General features: G+C 43.7%; 13 protein-coding genes and 1 pseudogene. 5 read left to right on the top strand and 9 right to left on the bottom strand.

All coding sequences use genetic code 11. The features are described from left to right. Window positions 1-306: 306 nt before the first annotated feature. The 4 genes from V7L01_RS18805 to V7L01_RS18790 form a co-directional block, all read right to left on the bottom strand. Entirely contained in the window at window positions 307-5,496 is a 5,190-nt protein-coding gene (locus tag V7L01_RS18805; RefSeq protein WP_335037253.1) for an nSTAND1 domain-containing NTPase, read from the bottom strand. Further along, window positions 5,466-6,803 carry a P-loop NTPase fold protein gene (locus V7L01_RS18800; protein ID WP_335037251.1) on the bottom strand — a complete coding sequence of 446 codons (1,338 nt, stop codon included), beginning with the start codon at window positions 6,801-6,803 and terminating at the stop codon, window positions 5,466-5,468. Before V7L01_RS18800 ends, V7L01_RS18805 begins: the two co-directional genes overlap by 31 nt. A 553-nt stretch (window positions 6,804-7,356) precedes the next feature. After that, complete coding sequence (locus tag V7L01_RS18795; RefSeq protein ID WP_335037249.1) at window positions 7,357-8,214, bottom strand: SDR family NAD(P)-dependent oxidoreductase; 858 nt, start codon at window positions 8,212-8,214, stop codon at window positions 7,357-7,359. Window positions 8,215-8,276: 62 nt separating this feature from the next. Further along, entirely contained in the window at window positions 8,277-8,480 is a 204-nt protein-coding gene (locus V7L01_RS18790) for a hypothetical protein (protein WP_335037247.1), read from the bottom strand. Window positions 8,481-8,876: 396 nt separating this feature from the next. On the opposite strand from V7L01_RS18790, the gene tatC reads away from it, so the two are divergent. Continuing rightward, on the top strand, window positions 8,877-9,671 hold the full coding sequence (tatC, locus tag V7L01_RS18785; RefSeq protein WP_335037245.1) for a twin-arginine translocase subunit TatC: 795 nt from the start codon (window positions 8,877-8,879) through the stop codon (window positions 9,669-9,671). Window positions 9,672-9,775: 104 nt separating this feature from the next. On the opposite strand, the gene V7L01_RS18780 is transcribed toward tatC, so the two are convergent. The 5 genes and pseudogenes from V7L01_RS18780 to V7L01_RS18760 all read right to left on the bottom strand — a co-directional run bounded on the left by V7L01_RS18780 (window position 9,776) and on the right by V7L01_RS18760 (window position 15,415). After that, entirely contained in the window at window positions 9,776-10,780 is a 1,005-nt protein-coding gene (locus V7L01_RS18780) for a GGDEF domain-containing response regulator (protein ID WP_335037243.1), read from the bottom strand. A 60-nt stretch (window positions 10,781-10,840) separates the two neighbouring features. Then, window positions 10,841-11,247: pseudogene (locus tag V7L01_RS18775) on the bottom strand (DUF4058 family protein). Window positions 11,248-11,268: 21 nt separating this feature from the next. After that, window positions 11,269-11,460, bottom strand: coding sequence for a DUF4058 family protein (locus V7L01_RS18770; RefSeq protein ID WP_335037241.1), 192 nt, complete (start codon window positions 11,458-11,460; stop codon window positions 11,269-11,271). 190 nt (window positions 11,461-11,650) lie between these two features. Next, window positions 11,651-14,689, bottom strand: a complete 3,039-nt coding sequence (locus V7L01_RS18765) for an ATP-binding protein (protein WP_335037240.1) — start codon at window positions 14,687-14,689, stop codon at window positions 11,651-11,653. Window positions 14,690-15,106: 417 nt separating this feature from the next. After that, window positions 15,107-15,415 (bottom strand): DUF3067 family protein, encoded by a 309-nt coding sequence (locus tag V7L01_RS18760; RefSeq protein WP_099102870.1) that lies wholly within the window; start codon window positions 15,413-15,415, stop codon window positions 15,107-15,109. Window positions 15,416-15,644: 229 nt separating this feature from the next. Here V7L01_RS18760 and petC point away from each other — a divergent pair, with 229 nt between their 5' ends. The 4 genes from petC to V7L01_RS18740 all read left to right on the top strand — a co-directional run bounded on the left by petC (window position 15,645) and on the right by V7L01_RS18740 (window position 19,114). Next, the gene (petC, locus tag V7L01_RS18755) at window positions 15,645-16,184 is read left to right on the top strand and encodes a cytochrome b6-f complex iron-sulfur subunit (protein WP_099102527.1); all 540 of its coding nucleotides are present in this window, start codon (window positions 15,645-15,647) and stop codon (window positions 16,182-16,184) included. Between the two features lie 114 nt (window positions 16,185-16,298). Beyond that, window positions 16,299-17,300, top strand: a complete 1,002-nt coding sequence (gene petA / locus V7L01_RS18750; RefSeq protein WP_335037238.1) for a cytochrome f — start codon at window positions 16,299-16,301, stop codon at window positions 17,298-17,300. A gap of 126 nt (window positions 17,301-17,426) precedes the next feature. Further along, a complete protein-coding gene (locus V7L01_RS18745; RefSeq protein ID WP_335037236.1) occupies window positions 17,427-18,494 on the top strand; it encodes an SDR family oxidoreductase in 1,068 nt (355 codons plus the stop codon). Between the two features lie 272 nt (window positions 18,495-18,766). Next, the gene (locus tag V7L01_RS18740; protein ID WP_335037234.1) at window positions 18,767-19,114 is read left to right on the top strand and encodes a DUF6717 family protein; all 348 of its coding nucleotides are present in this window, start codon (window positions 18,767-18,769) and stop codon (window positions 19,112-19,114) included. Window positions 19,115-19,233: the final 119 nt, after the last annotated feature.

Here is a 19,233-nt window from a genome sequence, read left to right as displayed (position 1 = left end):
CAAAATCTCTCTGTATATAGATTTGAGACTTTTTTCTGGGTGTTTTTTGTCTAAGTCCCATTAATATATATAACGCGATACGCCGTTCACACGCGGGACATTTCATGTATCTAACTTATTTTATAGCGGGACTTAAACATTTTTGAGTGAGAAACAAGCCTCAAACCCATGCAGGGCAAGGGAAATACACCATTAGCTCCAAAATGGCTCAAACCTAGATATATCAATAAACCAATACGGTGTATGTCTTTATAAAAGCTTGATGTTAATTTAAAATTAACGATCTGAATGGGGACAAAATCTCCATCACCTACTAGAACACAAGGCGCGATCGCTTTTCATTACCTTCTGATTAGTCTGCAAATAGTCATGTAGCAAACTGCAACCCCGTGCCAGCAATTTTTCCAATTCAATATCTGCCAAATTCTGGAAAATTACTGTGCCATTACCACTACCCGCAGCCAGAGTCTTGCCATCATTACTAAAACTGACGCTGGTTAACTCTTGCTTATCACCTTTCAAAGCAATTAGCAACGTCCCTTCTCGGTTCCAAATTCTCAGTTTGTCATCACTGCTAGCTGCTAGAGTCTTGCCATCATTACTAAAACTCACACTGATGAAACTATCGCCATCCCCTGTAAGATTATTTAGCAAATGACCGTCCCGGCTCCAAATCTTCACCGTACTATCAATACTAGCTGAAGCGATCGCTTGACTATCAGGTGTCCAAGCAACCCCGTTTACCCGGCGACTATGACCCTGTAAGGTGTATAGCAATTTACCATCTAAACTCCAGATTTTTACTGTTTTGTCATCGCTGGCTGAGGCTAGCAACTTGCCATCTGGGCTAAAGCTTACCCAATTCACCGCATCTAGATGTCCCTGCAAGGTGTTAATTAGTTTACCGTCCCGGCTCCAAAGCTTCACTGTTTTATCTTTACTAGCTGAGGCAATTACTTGACCATTAGGCGACCAAGCTACACTCAAGACGGTATCTTTATGACCCTGTAAGGTGTTGAGCAGTTTACCGTCTCGACTCCAAAGCTTCACCGTTTTATCTTTACTAGCCGAAGCAATTACTTGTCCATCGCGGCTGAAACTAACGCCCCAAACTTCACCCTTATGCCCTGTGAATGTACGGAGTAGTTTACCGTCTCGACTGAAAAGTTTTATAGTTTTGTCTCGACTTGCTGCTGCTAAGGTGCGATCGTCAGGGCTAAAACTGATGCTAGTTACCCAGTCATTGTTATCGGCTTTGGGCTTTCGCAGTAACACATCGTCCAAATGCCAGAGTTTAATAGTTTTGTCTCGACTTGCAGAAGCCAAGGTGCGATCGTCTGGGCTGAAACTGACGCTATTTACCCAATTATTATGTCCCTTCAGAGTTCCCAGCAACATACCTTCAGAACTCCAAAGTTTGATTGTCTCATCGGTACTTGCAGAAGCGATAAGCCCGTAGGGCACGGCTTCTCTACGAGACGCTCCGCGAACGCTTACCGCCTTACCATCACGGCTAAAACTGACGCTGGTAACTCCAGCACTATGCCCTGATAAGGTTCGCACTAGCTTACCCTCCAGATTCCACAGTTTGATTGTCTGGTCTAAACTAGCAGAAGCAATAGTTTTACCATCAGGCGACCAAGCTACACTTTTGACTGCATCATCATGTGCCTGCAAAGTTTTAAGCAGCTTACCATCCCGATTCCACAATTTCACCGTCTTGTCAGCACTCCCGGAAGCAATGGTTTGTCCATCAGGCGACCAAGCGACACTTAAAACTGCGCCATTATGTCCCTGCAAAGTTTTGAGCAGTTTACTATCCCGACTCCACAGTTTCACCGTCTTGTCGCTACTCGCTGAAGCAATAATCTGACCATCAGGGCTAAAATTGGCACTATTCACGACACCTTGATGCCCTAATAGAGTAGCAAGCAGTTGACCCTCTCGACTCCAAAGTTTTACCGTCTTATCTTGACTGGCGGAAGCAACGATTTGGCTATCTGGGCTGAAACTGACGCTATTAACTACATCTCCATGCCCCGATAACGTTTTAACTAAGCTACCATTGGGACGCCAAAGTTTAATTGTAGTATCCGCACTGGCTGAGGCAATTAAAGAGCGATCGAGGCTAAATGTAACACTATTTACCCCAGATATATGCCCGTCCAAGCGGTTATATTCTCTTAACCCGGAAACTGCTTGATATAGTGCCGTCTGTACTTGTTCTCTGGTATTGAAATCTACCCAGACTGTTTGTTGTAATTTTATCCCTGCTTTTAAACTTTCTTTTAAAGCATCAATACCTTTTTGCGATGCAAATAAGGCTTCACTAGATGCACTGAGGGTTTTAATTTCGCTATCTACTGCTGTGACGATGGAAACACTTAATCCCAATATGGCGAGAACAGAAGCAGTAAGTGCAATTTTCAACGAACGATTTAACTGAGCTTCACTGAGTCTTTGTTTCTTTTGACTTTCTGCGAGTTTAGCTGTTAATTCTTTTTCTTTGAGTTCAGCTCGTAATTGCTCAATTTCTAACTGACTTAATTCTTCGCGCTTGTGTAATTCCCGTAATTCTGTTAATAAGTCCAAACCCTGTTGGGGATGAGGATCTACCAATTGCGATCGCTGCTCATTTTGGCTAAGTTCGCTCTTAAGTCGCTCAATCTCAGCTTGACTCTGTTCTACTTTGTAGCGCAGCTGGTTAAGTTGTACTTGTAAGCTCGATTCTTGTTGCTGCAAGTAGCGAATCAAGTCTACTAAATAATCATGAATCAGTTGATAGCGTTCTGGAACATCAGGGAATAGTACCACTAAACCGGAGCTAACTAAAATCTCTAATACTAACTCTAATTTACTAGCATCTTCTAATTCTGATAGCTGCGCCGCTAACTCAGCACGAGTTTTAAAAGGTCGGTTGTTACTTTCATCTGTTAATAAGTATAAGACGAGCAACGCGGCTCGTTCATTTTCTGGGCCGCAGTCTTTGATTAATTCCTTAAGATATCGCTCGATGAGTTTGTTTGGTCTATATGGCTGATATTCTTCTAGGGTAGTAATGCGCTCATCTTGAATTTGCGCTCCGACAACTTGCAATTCAATAGGGCGGACTTCTCCAAATCCTGTTGATAAATCTTCGATTAAGGCATCGATTAAAGCAGGCTCTAAATTAAACTGCGATCGCTCCGTCAATTTCCGGATAATTGCTTTAGCATATTCTGGCGAAAAATTATTTAACTGGTAGCGGATATGCTTGTCGAGAATATTATTGTTAATCGCTTCCAGGGCTGAAACATGTTTAAAGTCTAATAAACGGTGTAAATAATCTTCTCGTAAAGAAAGAATAACTTTGACAAAGGGTATATTCAGACAGTCGCTGATAAATTTATCAAATTCTTGTTTTTGATTGCGATCGCTATAACCAAAGAAAAATTCTTCAAACTGGTCAAAAATTAAAACTGTAATCAGATGGCGATCGGCATTTTCTTGGAGTTGTTGTAAAATTCTAACGATGGTGATGGGTGTGTCAGAGTAGGGCAAAGCCTCCGGTTCAATGGCTGCTTCTGGCTCGATCTCAGCGTAAATGGCAAGGGATGCATCGCTAGACATCGCCTCACTTAAAGATTTCTCTAATTCCCGTGCCCAATCGCTGTAAACTTGCAGCACTACAGGCACGGCTATTTGATCGCCAATGGCTCGATTTTGCAGTGCTGGAACTAACCCGGCAGTTACAATAGAACTCTTACCCACCCCTGACTGTCCGTGAATCACCGTCAGCTTTTGATCGGCGCGGCTAATTCTCCCAATTAAGTTATTAATATCACGCTCCCGACCAGAAGCAGCAATTTCTAAAGCAACGCTGCTACTCCCAGAAGGTGACATCAATGCTGGGTTTGTCGCCTGTCTTTGGGGTTGCAAGCGCCCTGCACCGATAAAAGCCCGAAAACCGTACTGCTGCTCAACAGAACGCCGTTTCTGTCGAATGTAATAGGCTTCTAAATATCGTCCTTCTTCAAAGTACAGCGATCGCAGTCTCCGCAATAAGCGAATATAACGATGGGCATCGTATTGATGGGCACTGCTTTCTAAGGCTGCTGGGAGTTCTTTTGTTGCCTTGTTGAGGTATTCACGAGCGACTTCTAGCTCGCCTAAATTTCGCTGTGCTTTCGCTAAAACTAAATAGAAAATTTGCGCCAATAATAATGGAAAAAAGCAGTTATAAGGGTCGTTATGCTTTTGCGCCTCACCTAATTTTAGTAGTGATACATGTGCTAATATACTCGCTTGTACCCACCGCGATTGCTGCACAGCCACTTGCGCCAGAAAACCGTAGTCACAAGCTAATTGAATTTGACTACCATAAGTTTGATGTAACTCCAGAGACTTTTGAGCAACCGTCTGCAATTCTTCCCACTCTTGCAGATATTGCAAAACCCCTGCAAGTTGACCGATAAATCTAGCAACTATATCTAGACGCCCAGCCACCTGCAAGATATTCAAGCATTGCTGAAAATAAGATTTAGCTGTGTACCAATGGCGGCGGTTTTCTGTTTGATTTTGCTCTGCAAAACGGCAATAACACAGTCCAATATAAAACAGCAAAACTCCCTGTCGCAGAAGTAGAGGAGATGGACGATTAGGAGCCGTAGGCGAAGAAAATACTCCTTCCCCCTCCCCTGCTCCCCCTGCTTCCCCTGCTCTCTTCTCCTCTATCTCTACTAATTTTTGCCAAACTTGCAAGCTTTGTTGAAAATGGTTCAAAGCTGGATTAATGCGATCGCGAATATAATTATCCAGACCAAAAACAAATTCTAAACTGGCGTGTAATTGTGGCTCTAAGGTAATACCACGATTGTGCAACTCTCTAATGGCAAAGTGAAGTTCATGGCTATGTTCCCAGACTTGCTCCACAGTGGAATAATTCTTGGCAACTTGAGTCCGTTGGTGTTGTGCAGCATCGGTTGGTAACACCGTGGCAAATAAAGAGTCAGTTTCCTGTTGCAAAAATTGCAGCAATGATTCAGTTGTCATCTCAAAGCGAATCGGTGTCGCCGCCCAACTAGCAAAATCTGGTGCTAAACGCACAACCTTTTGCAAAACTTCCTCATTCATCCACACAATCATCGGAAATGGGTGGCGTTTGCGAAATTCATCACGAATATGATTGATAGAACTCAGTAGATCGTCAAGTCCATCTACTAACTCTAAACCCAAAATCATCAACGCCGAGGGCGGATTTTCTTCGGTTAGCAGTTGTAAATGAATACTTGTGTAAAGACTTCTAGCATTATGCGACAGAACTACCTTTTGAATCCGGTGTGCTCCTGAAGAAAGTTCTTCGAGTCGTTGCAGCATTCGCTCTTGCAATACTCGATAATTGCAGCACACCAAAACCAGGGAGAATTGACCGTTAGAAAGGGTAATTGCTCTCCCCAAACTTCGCAAAGCACGCTCGTTAGCTGCTCTTATATCTGCTTGTGGGTGTCGTTCAACCATGATTTAAATTTTTCCGTCTCTGCTAAAACTGGGTTGACGGCAAACCAAGCTCCTTGATGATCGCGGTATTCAAATACAAATAAACTTCTCAATAGAGCGTGGTATTCTATATCACCTCTAACTCTCTGCTGTTGCACCACCTGAAAGATTAATTCCCACTCATGAGGATCGATAGCGTTGGCTCGGTAATCCCGTTGTCTTTGAATCACCAATTCGACACAATCCCGCTCAAAGGGTGGATCTTGTTCTCGCAGACAGTCAAACAGTAACCCTAGCAAGTCGCGTACATGACCACCACTAATCAGGCACAATCGATCTAAGGTTTCCAAACTATCAAACACTTCTGTAATTAAGCCTAACCGATCGCTAGGTAGAATGTCTGGAAAAGCTCTAGCTAGTACCATTTGCCGCATCATTGCTAGCCCTTGGGTGAAAATCTCCCCAGAGCGCAAACGTACAGGTATCATCGGTAACATTTTTGGTGCGACTCCTCCCCCCAAACGATGCTGAAGTTCGGCGCTATCGTTGGAGAAAGTCAGGGCTAGGGGAATAGTGTAGACTACATGACAATTCAGTTTGCGTAACTGTTCGCCACGCTGAATAAATAAGTATTCTGGCAGCGATCGCCCCGATGGTAAAGGTCGAATTGCGACTCTATCCAAGTTATCAACTATGACTACTAATCCTCTTTTACCCCTGGTTTTCAGTTCCTTAGTGGCACGTTCTAGTAATTCTTGATTAATGGACTGTAAAATATTTGCTGTTCGCGGTTCTAGATAATCTCTTAACCGCCGCCGCAATTGGGGACTTTCTTTTGTTTTTGCTGTAATTTTGGCAATCCCCACAGACAACTCTGCTTCTACCCCAAGATCGATTGGCGTTTGCAGAAAATCGACAATTTCAGCAAACAACTTGGTAAAGTAGGTAGGTTTGAGCCTAATTTTCATTGCTTCTAGGCTTTGACTCACCTGGCCTGCGATCGCTAACAAAATATCAGTCACATCCACATCTGCCATTTCTAAGACATGGGTAGACTCAAAGTAAACTACATGAAATTGCTGCACTTCTAACTCAGCTTTCAGCCGCAACAACTCTGTTGATTTTCCACAGCCGAGATGTCCCGTAAATAGTTGACAGGTTGGTATATCCGGCGATATTCTAGCGATCGTGCGCTGCAAAGCCTCGATAATTTTGCCACCCCGCACCGCAGCAAAATCAATATAGTACCTGCGATCGCTGGCATTTCCTATGATTAGAGGTCTGCTCGGATTGCAAGCCTGATAAAATCTTTCTAAATCTAGGAGCATAACTAATCGAATTCACTCAGGAATAGGGGTGACAAAATCTACTGATTAAATATATTGGTTTTAAGGAATTTATCCCTTAATGTTAAGTACATATCACTCAAACTACTAACTAAACTAGCAGTATTTCGGATAATTGTTCGTATATAGGTTAGATGTAACACATCACAATGCTGTTATTTGATTTTAAGTAAGCAAAAACACTTCTATAAGTATAACTAGAGAAAATGCCCATTATTCAATAAGTTACTCTTATGGATATTAAAAATATTTAACACAAAAAAAGGTACTGTTGAGTACAATTTTGGAATGTTTTTGAATATAGAGTTCTGTTACAGAAATTTTTAGCTAAATTTCAAAGCTTAAAGAATATATTGAGAGCCAAAACAGCCCAGAATGAATATGGGTCATGGGACGAGGAAGGCAATTAACTGTTCCTGCCATGCAGAAAAACATTAATCACCATTTCTCCTCACTCCCGCGCATTTATCAGCCAGCGCTGTAGACGGTTTTCCTGTTGCTCTCGCTGGCGTCCCACACTGCTAAAAGAAGTAATCTACAACCCCATTGAGTATAAAATTACACGGTCGTGCAGCTTGTCGGGCAAAATATGCTTCAGCACAGCTCCAATTTTGGCATCTTGTCCAACGAGATAGCGTGTCTTTGGTTGCTTTGCAGTGAGTGCATGAAGAACAGCTTGAGCGACAATATCCGCAGAAATTCCCCCAGATGCGATAATCTGCATTTTCTTGCGAACAATATTCATCGCCTGTCCGTAGAGATTTTGTGCTGTTTGCGGTAAATCGTCCTGTGCTATTTCAGATTGATTTAGGGACTTTTCCCAGATTGGGGTAGCGATGGAACCAGGTTCAATAATTGAAACCGAAATTCCCCAAGGGCGTAACTCCATCCGCATCACATCAGTGAGTGCTTCCAAGGCAAATTTGGAAGCATTGTAAGCGCCCAAGAACGGCGTCGGGCTTCTACCAGCAATGGAACCCATATTGACAATTCGGCCCCGATCTTGGCGTAATAGACCAAGAAATGCTTGTGTCACTGCTAATTGCCCAGTGACATTAACCTGCATCTGGTGTTGAAATTCTGCGATCGCTAATAATTCTAAGGGACCAGGGACAGCAATTCCGGCATTATTCACTAAACCTAAAATCCCCGCACCACCGACTGCATTTGTTACCATCTCAACGGCATCTGCGATCGATTCAGCATCAGTAACATCTAAAAAAATCGGAATGAGCCTTTGCGATCCTTTTTGTTTAAGTGTTTGAGCATCAATATCTTGACGCACGCCAGCAAAAACAGAGAAGCCCAACTGGTCTAAAAGCAAAGCACATGCTTGACCAATTCCTGTTGATGCTCCTGTAACTACTACTGTACGTTGATTTGCTGCAACCATTAACTGTCTCCGTACTATGATGGGATTGCTGTAATTACGAATTAAAAATTACTAATTTAGTATCAATCTCTGCAAGTACCAGCGCGAAGGCAATCTTCGGTTTGGTCATCTCTAGCCGATATTTGCCAAGGAAATTTGTGTGACTGAGTATCTGCACTGTAAACGATTAGAGCAGTTATTCTGGAAAGCTGGTTTCCGACAATTGACACGTCACTACTATAACTATTGCCTAGTTCAGCATTGTATAAATAGATAGGCAATGCCATTAGGCCAATGCAAATTGTCCTATTCATAAAACCTCAGCTAAAAATTTCCGATTGCGCTATGTATAGATACCACCTTGATGAACCGGATTTCTAAACCTGAGTATGTCTGTTGATGTTGTGTCAATTTACTCAGCGCTATTAGCCGCAGAGACGTGATTTCTAAATTATAGGTTCCACCTTTTTTTAGGTTAGGAATTGCCTACAAGATGGCTTACTACTAACTTATGCAGATGCAACCCCAAAAAACAGGACAAAAAACCCACAGCACCCAAAAACATATCTTGGTAGCTGCATTCCCCAGATAAAATAATGAAGAGTGCTGAGTTAAAAGTGCTGAGTAAAGAATCTTGCTCATTACTCAGCACTCAGTTATAAATCTTGCCTACTAGCTGACTCATGACGCCTTCACAAGACGTAGATACTGTAAACGTTCCCAACATCGATCCAGAAGAATATGGCAATTCAGACACCGATCCTCTTGATGAGTTGCCAGGTGAAGTTGAAATGTCTCTTTTCGACCACCTAGAAGAGTTACGACAGCGTATTTTCTATTCGCTGATTGCCGTAGCGGTGGGTATTATTGGCTGTTTCTTTGCCGTTAAGCCAATTGTCCAGCTACTTGAGGTTCCAGCACAAGGAGTAAAATTTCTCCAACTTGCACCTGGAGAATATTTCTTTGTCTCCCTGAAAGTTGCCGCCTACACTGGCTTCGTACTTACTAGTCCTTTCATTCTTTACCAGATTATCCAGTTTGTGCTTCCAGGGCTGACTCGCCGCGAACGCCGTTTACTAGCACCTGTGGTTTTGGGTTCGAGTGTGCTGTTTGGAGCGGGTTTAGTATTTGCCTATTTACTTCTTATCCCCGCCGCATTGAAATTTTTCATTAGCTACGGAGCAGATGTAGTCGAACAACTTTGGTCAATTGATAAATATTTTGAATTTGTGTTGCTACTGTTATTCAGCACTGGTTTAGCATTTCAAATTCCCATCATCCAACTGTTGCTCGGTAATTTGAACATTGTCTCGTCAGAACGGATGGTTTCTGGTTGGCGTTACGTAATTATGGGAGCAGTCGTTTTAGGAGCCGTGCTTACACCTTCTACTGATCCTTTAACTCAAAGTCTTTTAGCAGGAGCAGTTTTAGCGCTTTATTTCGGCGGTGTTGGACTAGTGAAGCTCACAGGGAAATAACATTTGGAATAGGTAAAAATATTTAATCAAAGGGTTGGATGGCCATTTAGTCGGGGTTTAAATCCCCGTCTGAACGCAAACAGCGTGCCGTAGGCAAAATGTCTTTAATTTTGAATTTTGAATTTTGAATTGTCATTACCTTTGCTTGCATCTACAAGGCGTTTAGTGCGTTTATGCTCATACATTAGCTTGTCAGCCTCTTCTAGCAATTGTTCTAGTGAAATATTTTCATTTAAAGCACATTGGGTGGCACCAACACTTATGGATAGTTTATATGAGTAATTATGCTCTTGATTAAAGCGATCAATATTTTCTTGCAATCGCGGACGAAATTCATCTGTATTGCCTGGGTAGCAGACAGAAACAAATATTACAAACTCATCTCCTCCTATACGAGCAACAATATCCGACTCACGGAAGCTTTGTTTTAGTACTTGGGCTGTGTCAAAGATCGCTCTGTCTCCTATTTCATGCCCTAGAGAATCATTAATCTGCTTTAAACCATCTAAATCAACAAACAAAAGACAGCAAAATATTTCTGTGCGTCGGGCAATTTTGAATTGATGATTTGCCAGCCAAAAGAAACCACGTCGATTATATAATCCTGTCAATTCATCAGTTAAAGATAGCTGCCTTATCTCTGCTTCAGCCTTCAGGCGTTCCTGAATTTCATCCTCTAGGCTTTGATTTTGTTCAAGAAGTTGTTGGTATTGCTGTTTGATGAGTAGCTGATTTCTGACTCGCATTAGCACTTCAAGTTCTTGAAATGGCTTGGTGATATAGTCTTGTCCACCCAGTTCAAAAGCCTGCACTTTATCATTGATTTGGTCAAGGGCACTAATAAAAATAATCGGAATTTTCTCTGTTATTTTTGATGCTTTCAACTGTTGACAAACTTCATATCCGTTCATTTCGGGCATATTGATGTCAAGCAGAATCAGATCCGGCGGATGTCGCTCGGCAGCTTGTAATGCCATTCTCCCGTTGAGGGATTTACGGATGGTATAACCCTGCAACTCTAGCATTTTGGCTAACAACCGTAGATTATCGGGGGTATCGTCTACGACGAGGATATTCGTTTCCGAAGGGGATTTAAGTAAATTAACCATAGGAGAATGGGGAATATTAAAAACTAATTATTTCTTAACCCTTGTTTGCGTAAAAAGGTATCAGACTATACAGTATCTTCCGATTTTATGGGGTGGTACTGATTCTTTATTATAATCTATTGCTAAGTAATATCTGGTACGATTGTATATGCCATGCAATAAAAATTGCAAATCTACAATCGGTTTTATATCTTCTGATTAGAAAGGTAGTGGAAATACGGAAATCCTTTCTCTGACACTAAATACGTATAATTTCGCTTGAGGGTGTGTTTCACTTCTGCTAGCAATAATTTGATAATTGGTTACAGAATTTTCCCTAAAATTAACATAGGTTTTCCAGTTCTGAGTAAATCAATTTTGACTAAGTGAGAAAGACTAGCTAAAACTTGTTTGCGTTTCAGCTGATATGCTTTTTTACCTTCGCCTGGCCGTTTATTTTTAGGCGATAAAATTTCGATAGATGTCACCACAAAATCTGTAGAAACTTCTCAAATTTCTAAGTAATTTTCCGTAGTATGTTCATCACTTAAATAAGTACGTTGTTCAATTGCAACTCGATACTGTGGGGGAATATTTTGCTCAATACTATCTGCGATCGCTGTTATCAATCGATGATGTACTTCTGACCAAAACACAGGATTTTCTAAATAAGGATTCATTCCGGGAAATGGAGAATTCATAGTTTTTCTATCCTGAAATTGGGGATTGAGATGATTCTAAATTAAAGCGCTAAAAGCGCGGTTAGAAACCGCACCTACACAGGCAAAACCCACCTCCGTGGGTTAAGAAACCTTGATTTCTTAGTCCACGGAGGTGGACTTCGTTTGTGTAGCCGCGAATTCTATTCGCCCAATACTTTTCAAACATCCTCTAAGTTTGGGTCAGATTTGCGATCGCTTCCATCTGGAAGTTATCCACCAGAGATTTCAGAGCATTAGCAAGAATTTGCTCCTGGTTGGGGATTTGAGCAATGAGATTGTAGAGTTCGGTATCGTTGAGATCCAGGGCTGCTTGATGTGCTTGAATCATCCACTCTGGCGACATTACCTGTAAATCTTTGGCAGTTAGGGATTTATGAAGTAAGGTTTGCTGGTCTAACCCTGGTAAAACTTCTTCGCGGTAGCGGTAGCGGACTCCCAAATAGTGGGCAATCTTATCAAATAGGATAGCTTCGATAAATGGTTTGGTGATGTGGTCGTTGCAGCCTGCTTGAATGCTGGTGGTGTAGTCTTCCTCAAAGGCATAGGCTGTCACCGCAATAATTACCACCTCTTTACCTCCCTCCATCCCTCGAATTTGCCGGGTACTTTCATAGCCATTCATCACGGGCATTTCAATATCCATCAAAATCAGGTGAGGGTGCCATTCTGACCAGAGAGCGATCGCCTCCTTTCCGTTCTCGACTGCACAGACTTCAAACCCAACTAATTCTAATAGCCTGACGAGCAACAGACGATTTTCTCTAACGTCTTCCGCCACCAGAATCCGATAACTGGGCTGTCCCGGTTCCAGACCGATAACAGCGCCAGTCGTTTCCGGCGCAATGATATCCACTGAGCTTACTAGACTCAGTAAAACCTCACAAATGAAGGTTGACTGCTGATTCAGGATGCTTCGCGCTGTAATATCACCACCCATTAAACGGGCAAACTGACGGCTAATCGATAAGCCTAAGCCTGTACCTTTAGCCTGGCGACCTGATTCTGTTTGCGTGAAGGCTTGAAACACAGCCTCGATATCGGACTGAGCGATACCACATCCAGTGTCTTCAACTTCCAGATGAAGGGTGATGGTTGGTTTGGAATCATCGGTAGAAATTGAATCAACTCTCCCGTTCAAAGCTTGTAATCGCAGGGTGACACTGCCTATTGTCGTAAATTTGATCGCATTGCTTAAGAGGTTGAGGATAATTTGGCGCAGTTTTGATTCGTCACCATACACATAGCGAGGAACGCTGGAATGCTGTTCTGTTCTAAGATCAATTCCTTTGTCTAAAGCTTGCAGGGCAACCATATCTCTGATGGAGTGGATTAGCTGATGCAAATCGAAAGAGTTTTCTGTTAGGTGTAACTGTCCCGCTTCAATTTTGGACATTTCCAACACATCGTTGATCAGAGTTAGCAAGTATTCTCCACTGCGGCTGATGATGCCTAAATCCTCTTGAAACTCCGATGGAATCTTCTCGCTGCGGTTCATCAACTGAGTAAATCCCAAAATGGCATTCAAGGGAGTCCGTAGTTCGTGGCTCATTTTAGCGAGGAACTGGCTTTTGGCGCGGTTAGCGATCGCGGCTTGTTCTGCGGCTTGTTCTAGGGCAATTTGGGAAAACTCCAGCACTGCCAACATCAGCGTATTTCGCATCTCAGTAGCGGCTTCCACTTCCGCAACCTCCCAAGCCAAGGAAGTTTCCCGCACCGTTTCCTTCCACATTGCAAAGGACTTCCGGGGAGACAATTGCATCTCTCCAATTTCGTTGATTGTTACCGTATCCTGGGGTTTGCCTGCCCAATTCACCGTCTGGATTTGCTCCGGTCGAAACCAGATAATCTGGTAAGACTTTCGTTTGGCATGGTTGAATAAAATTGAAATTGCTAGGATGCCGCTAGCTTGATCTTTGAATGCCTCCGCTTCTGGATATAAACGTGAGACGGAATCGGTAGCAAACACTCGTTCCCCCTTATGTTGCACCAACCACCTCACCAGTTCCTGCACCTGGGTAGCCGATGGCGTTTGACCAACTAATGTCAAATGACCATCAAGTAAAATCGCAGCTCCTTGAGCATGAACTAGATCCAGCAAGTAAGAAGTATTTCGGATCAACACTTGCTCAATAAAATTGGACTCCTGCAATAACGTCTGTTGCAGTTGATCCTGAATCCCTTTCACCTGCGTTCGATAAACATCCGATTCTCGGTCTTGCTGATGCACCACTTCGATGGAGGCAAACTGTCCTAAAAATTCACAGGCTCTGCGAGTTTCATAATCCACTAGTTTCGGGCTGTAGTGGTGACAGGCAATTAATCCCCAAAGTCCTTTGTCGTTGATCAACGAAATCGTCATCGACCCAGTAACGCCCATGTTTCCTAAGTATTCAATATGACACGGAGACACTCCTCGTAACACAGAATTACTCAGATCAAGGGGTGTATCCGTCGAAGGATGGTTGGTGGGAATCAGGCAGACAGGGGTGTAATTGATATCGGGAATGAATCGCATCCAATTGCGGCAAAACAACTTGCGGGCTGGTTCGGCAATGTCTATGGCCAAATAGTGTAGTCCCAGGTAGCTTTCTAGATGCTTCTGTTTCTCCTCCGCAATCACCACGCCACTGTCGTCTGGCAGAAAGCGGTAGATCATAACCCGATCAAACCCAGTCATTGCTTTGACTTCTCTGGCAAGGGTTTGAGCTAGATTCGTCAGGCTAGTGGCATTACGGAAATTGGCGATCACGGCTTGCAGGCGGTGATATGATTGGATTGAATCGATGCTTTTGAGCGATCGCACAGGTTCTAGTTCTACGATCAACCCATCTAATATCCGGTACATTACACCTGTAAATGCCTGATTTTTCTGTTGCCCATCAGTCTCGGCAACCCGCCGCGTTTCTAGCTCAAACGGATTGCAAAACTCCAAGTTATCTTCAGCCAGATAGCCAGCAAGTTGCCGCACTTGAGCGCCAGAAAACAACCGTTGTAAAGGTTGACCCAGCAATGCTTCTGCCGAAATCCCAAAAAACTGTTCTACATTTTCACTAATCTGCAAGATTGTTAGCTGTGGCTCTTGCAGCATCACCAACATTCCGTATGGCTGAATATAACCGGGAGCATACACTGATTCATCACTGCACACTTTTAAAGCCGTCAGTATAGACGTGAGCGAGGAGGGCGATATTGGATTTGGTGATTGCATGAGGTAAGGGGTTTTGGAAATCAAAAATTGTGAATCTAAAAATCAAAAAGTTTTTTTTAAACAGAGCGATACTCCTGCGGAGTGGTTGCACGAACGCGATCGGTAAAACCTCCGTGGGAGAGTAGTTTTACTTTTTGAAATTCATCGATAATCGATGACCTTCAAAAAGTATTTGCTAAAAAGTCAAAAAGCCAGGGTTTTTACTGGATAAAGAAAACCGAGTTCTTAATTTTGGATCAAGTTCAGCTAAGGAACGTGGATTAAATAAAATGCAAAACTTCAATCTGTATCTAGCTTCCCTCTCCTTTATAAGGAGAGGGATTGAGGGTGAGGTAAGGCCCGGACATAAATTGTATGTTATTTAATTCTTATTCTTAAGTTGAAAATTCAGACAACGAAAATTGCCTTGAATCAGTTTCATAATATCCATTCTGAAGAGCGTTCACCCAAATCTAGAGGAATGCTGACAGCTTTGCCGAGTCGGGGGCGATCGCGTGTTTGAGCAATAAAAGTTTGTACCTGTGTTGATCCACCCAAGGCATGAAGATAATTGGCAATGCTATCGAGATGTTCTTGGTACTCCTGCTCGCTCAAGGGAAAAGAAGCTTGCTCCAGATATTTCCACATTACTTGCAAAAATATCTTTCCCTGTGCCCGCCGAAACTGGACATCATAAGAATATCCCCACTTCTCAAGCAATATCTGACGTAATTCCTGTCCTGTCATAGCTTTTCTCAATCAGATTTTACATTTAGTTATGATGTTAAGTTCCGTGACTCCAGTATGATAAGGATATAAAGAAATGTAATGCTAACAGAAAAGATGCTTTTTATATCTTGGAACAAAGAATTATGGCATCGTTGTGAGCGCTAGCATTTCGACTTAGACAAGAGTTGCTCAAGTACTAGTACTTTTGTCAAAATGCTTAACAAAATACACAAAGAGCGCGTAGATTATGGCTCAATTTTCTGAATCAGCAGACGTGCCCGATATGGGGCGTCGTCAGTTCATGAATCTGCTCACTTTTGGGACTGTCACTGGAGTAGCTCTGGGTGCATTGTATCCCGTTGTCAAGTACTTTATTCCACCAGCAGCAGGTGGCGCAGGTGGCGGTGTAACGGCAAAAGACGAGCTAGGTAACGATGTTAGCGTCACTAAATTTCTCGAAAACCGGAATGCAGGCGATCGCAACCTAGTCCAAGGACTAAAGGGAGATCCTACCTATATTGTGGTAGACAGCAAAGAGGCGATCAAAGATTATGGCATTAACGCCATCTGCACCCACTTAGGTTGTGTCGTCCCCTGGAACGTTGCTGAGAACAAATTCAAGTGTCCTTGTCATGGTTCCCAGTATGACGAAACTGGTAAAGTTGTTCGGGGCCCAGCACCTCTGTCTTTACCTTTGGCTCATACCAACGTAAACGACGACAAAATCGTTTTGACCCCTTGGACTGAAACCGACTTCCGCACCGGTGATGCAGCTTGGTGGGCTTAATAATTTTGTTCTTAGTCCTTAGTCATTCGTCCTTTGTTGAGGGCTTTAATGACTAATGACTAATGACTAATGACCAATGACTAATGACTAATTCAATCGTCGCCCTTATTAGAGATGAGAAATGTTTTCCTAACAGCGAGGTTAACTCGCAGTGCTAGAGCGATTGTAAAAACATTGCTCATAGCGATCGCTACTGTGACATTTTACTTCACCAGCGATCTAGCCCTTCCCCAATCAGCTGCCGCCTATCCCTTTTGGGCACAGCAAACCTATCCCGAAACCCCCCGCGAACCAACAGGGCGAATTGTTTGTGCCAACTGTCACCTAGCCGCCAAGGTTACAGAAGTGGAAGTTCCCCAATCGGTGCTACCTGACACTGTATTCAAAGCTGTGGTGAAAATCCCTTACGATCTAAGCGCCCAGCAAGTTGGTGCCGATGGTTCTAAGGTTGGCTTGAATGTCGGTGCAGTACTGATGCTACCCGAAGGCTTTAAGATTGCTCCTGAAGACCGTCTTTCCGAAGAACTTAAAGAAGAAGTTGGCGACACTTTCTACCAACCCTACACCGAAGACAAAGATAACGTCGTCATCGTCGGCCCTTTACCTGGCGAACAGTATCAGGAAATCGTCTTCCCAGTTCTTTCTCCCAACCCCGCAACCGACAAAAACATCCACTTCGGTAAATATTCAGTTCACGTAGGTGGTAATCGGGGACGCGGACAAGTTTATCCCACAGGCGAAAAGAGCAATAACGCTGTTTACAACGCTTCCGCTACTGGCACAATTACCAAGATTGCCAAAGAGGAAGATGGAGACGGTAACGTGAAATATCTAGTTAACATCCAACCTGAATCAGGTGATGTTGTCGTTGATACGATTCCTTTAGGGCCAGACCTACTTGTTTCCGAAGGGCAAGCAGTTAAGACTGGTGATGCTTTGACCAGCAATCCGAACGTTGGTGGATTCGGTCAAGCAGATGGAGAAATCGTACTTCAAGACGCTTCTAGAGTCAAATGGATGATTGCATTCATCGCTCTTGTAATGTTGGCTCAAGTTATGCTTGTGCTGAAGAAGAAGCAGGTTGAGAAAGTCCAAGCTGCTGAGATGAATTTCTAAATTCTTTGCTAAATTATTACTTGTAGGACAGGCATCTTGCCTGTCTTTTTTAACGTTAGTTACACGAAGCCTGGAAATTTGGGGCTTAGGATTGCTATAGAAAATTTCCCTACTGGTAGACACGATATGGATGGGACAGCCTTAGTTGTGGGCGCGAGCGGCATCATTGGCAGCAATCTTGCGAGAGAACTGATCGCGAATGGATGGACGACCTATGGGTTGGCCCGAAATCTTAAAAAAGGGGTGGAAGGGTTACGCCCTGTTGCTGCCGATCTGCTCGATCTAGCTAGCCTGAAAACTGCGCTGTCAGACATTGCCCCGACGCACATCTTCATCACGACGTGGATGCGTAATGCAACCGAGGCCGAGAATGTCAGGGTCAACGGCACGATGGTTCGCAATCTGCTGGATGTTCTGTCACCGAAGGACTCAGTGCAGCACGTCGCCCTCGTCACCGGCCTCAAGCATTATCTCGGCCCATTCGATGCATACGCCAGAGGCGGATCGCTGCCAGAAACTCCATTGCGCGAGGAGCATCCCCGGCTCGACATCGAAAATTTCTATTATGCTCAGGAAGATGAGGTCTATGCCGCTGCCGCCCGTGACGGTTTCACCTGGAGCATTCATCGCCCTCACACTGTCATTGGAAAGGCGGTCGGCAATTTGATGAACCTTGGCACGACGCTGGCCGTGTATGCCGCGATCTGCAAGGAAACCGGGCGCCCGTTCCGCTGGCCAGGTTCTGAAGCGCAGTGGAAGGGCATCTCCGACATGACCGACGCGCGGGTGCTGGCGAAGCATCTAGTCTGGGCGGCGAAGACCAAAGCGGCCCACAACGAGGCGTTTAACGTCGTCAATGGCGACATCTTCCGCTGGATATGGTTGTGGGGGCGGCTAGCTGACTGGTTCGGCATCGATCCCATCGGGTTCGACGGCACAACCCACCCGCTCGAAGCCGAAATGGCGAATGAAGGTGCTGTCTGGCGCGAGATCGCAAAGCATCATGACCTCGCCGAGCCGGATCTGAGCCGTCTATCGTCTGCATGGCACACCGATCTCGATCTTGGGCGTCCGATTGAGGTTATGACCGATATGTCGAAGAGCCGCAAACTCGGCTTCTCCATATACCAGAAAACGGACGAGTCGTTTTTTGACCTGTTTGAGCAACTACGGGCAGATCGGTTGATTCCGTAGAACCTCGGTGGATGGCACTGGTAGTAGAGACGTAGGTTGGATTGCGCTCCGCTCCACCCAATCTACAATTTTTTTGCTAGCTTCCCTCTCCTTTATAAGGAGAGGGACTGAGGGTAAGGTAAACCAGGGACATAAATTGTATGTTATTTAATTCTTATTTCTTAGTTACACAAAGCCTGTAAATTTGGGACTTATACCAATTGCTGTACCTCTACCAACGTATTTGTATCATTATTAATAAAGTGAAACGGTATTAACTGCGAGTAAACTTTATGAACTCAATCATGGTTATTCATCCCTATAAATTCGGTGAGATGTGGGTGTTTGACGATGAAAATGTAAGTCTAGTTCGAGAGCCTTTCGTGGCAGGGGCAGACGAAATTATTGAAAGAATGGTAGCACACATTCCAGATGCAGAATCAGGGTTCAGTTTGATATTTTCTGCATTTCCCTTTCCTGGCTATCAACTCAAGTTTGACTGGCGGCGTGAAGAATATGGAGGTAACTGGTATTATAGTGCAGATTTAGATCGGGAAGGATGGCTCTGCCCTGCTCTCTTTAAGTATTTCGATGAGGCTCCCAAAGAGTTTTACGCTCAGTTCAAAATACTCAAGAAATGAGCGATAAAATGGATGATTTACTAGCAGGACTTACGCAACTGGCACAAAATGTGGGCGGAGCTTCGCTCCATCATGCAGTAATTAAAATCAGACCAAACACATATGAATGTCTGGGCGTT

It is taken from the genome of Nostoc sp., assembly GCF_036917095.1.
Taxonomy (GTDB): domain Bacteria; phylum Cyanobacteriota; class Cyanobacteriia; order Cyanobacteriales; family Nostocaceae; genus Nostoc.
The sequence above is the reverse complement of the archived record's forward strand: the minus strand, read 5'-3'. Positions and strand labels throughout refer to the sequence as shown.

Bases quoted from the DNA above. Each gene is read 5' to 3' on its own strand.
- V7L01_RS18745 (WP_335037236.1), top strand. From the start codon at position 17,427: ATGGATGGGACAGCCTTAGTTGTGGGCGCGAGCGGCATCATTGGCAGC.
- petC (WP_099102527.1), top strand. From the start codon at position 15,645: ATGGCTCAATTTTCTGAATCAGCAGACGTGCCCGATATGGGGCGTCGT.
- V7L01_RS18765 (WP_335037240.1), bottom strand. From the start codon at position 14,689: ATGCAATCACCAAATCCAATATCGCCCTCCTCGCTCACGTCTATACTG.
- V7L01_RS18760 (WP_099102870.1), bottom strand. From the start codon at position 15,415: ATGACAGGACAGGAATTACGTCAGATATTGCTTGAGAAGTGGGGATAT.
- V7L01_RS18800 (WP_335037251.1), bottom strand. From the start codon at position 6,803: ATGCTCCTAGATTTAGAAAGATTTTATCAGGCTTGCAATCCGAGCAGA.
- V7L01_RS18770 (WP_335037241.1), bottom strand. From the start codon at position 11,460: ATGAATTCTCCATTTCCCGGAATGAATCCTTATTTAGAAAATCCTGTG.
- V7L01_RS18780 (WP_335037243.1), bottom strand. From the start codon at position 10,780: ATGGTTAATTTACTTAAATCCCCTTCGGAAACGAATATCCTCGTCGTA.
- petA (WP_335037238.1), top strand. From the start codon at position 16,299: ATGAGAAATGTTTTCCTAACAGCGAGGTTAACTCGCAGTGCTAGAGCG.
- V7L01_RS18805 (WP_335037253.1), bottom strand. From the start codon at position 5,496: ATGGTTGAACGACACCCACAAGCAGATATAAGAGCAGCTAACGAGCGT.
- V7L01_RS18740 (WP_335037234.1), top strand. From the start codon at position 18,767: ATGAACTCAATCATGGTTATTCATCCCTATAAATTCGGTGAGATGTGG.
- V7L01_RS18795 (WP_335037249.1), bottom strand. From the start codon at position 8,214: ATGGTTGCAGCAAATCAACGTACAGTAGTAGTTACAGGAGCATCAACA.
- tatC (WP_335037245.1), top strand. From the start codon at position 8,877: ATGACGCCTTCACAAGACGTAGATACTGTAAACGTTCCCAACATCGAT.
- V7L01_RS18790 (WP_335037247.1), bottom strand. From the start codon at position 8,480: ATGGCATTGCCTATCTATTTATACAATGCTGAACTAGGCAATAGTTAT.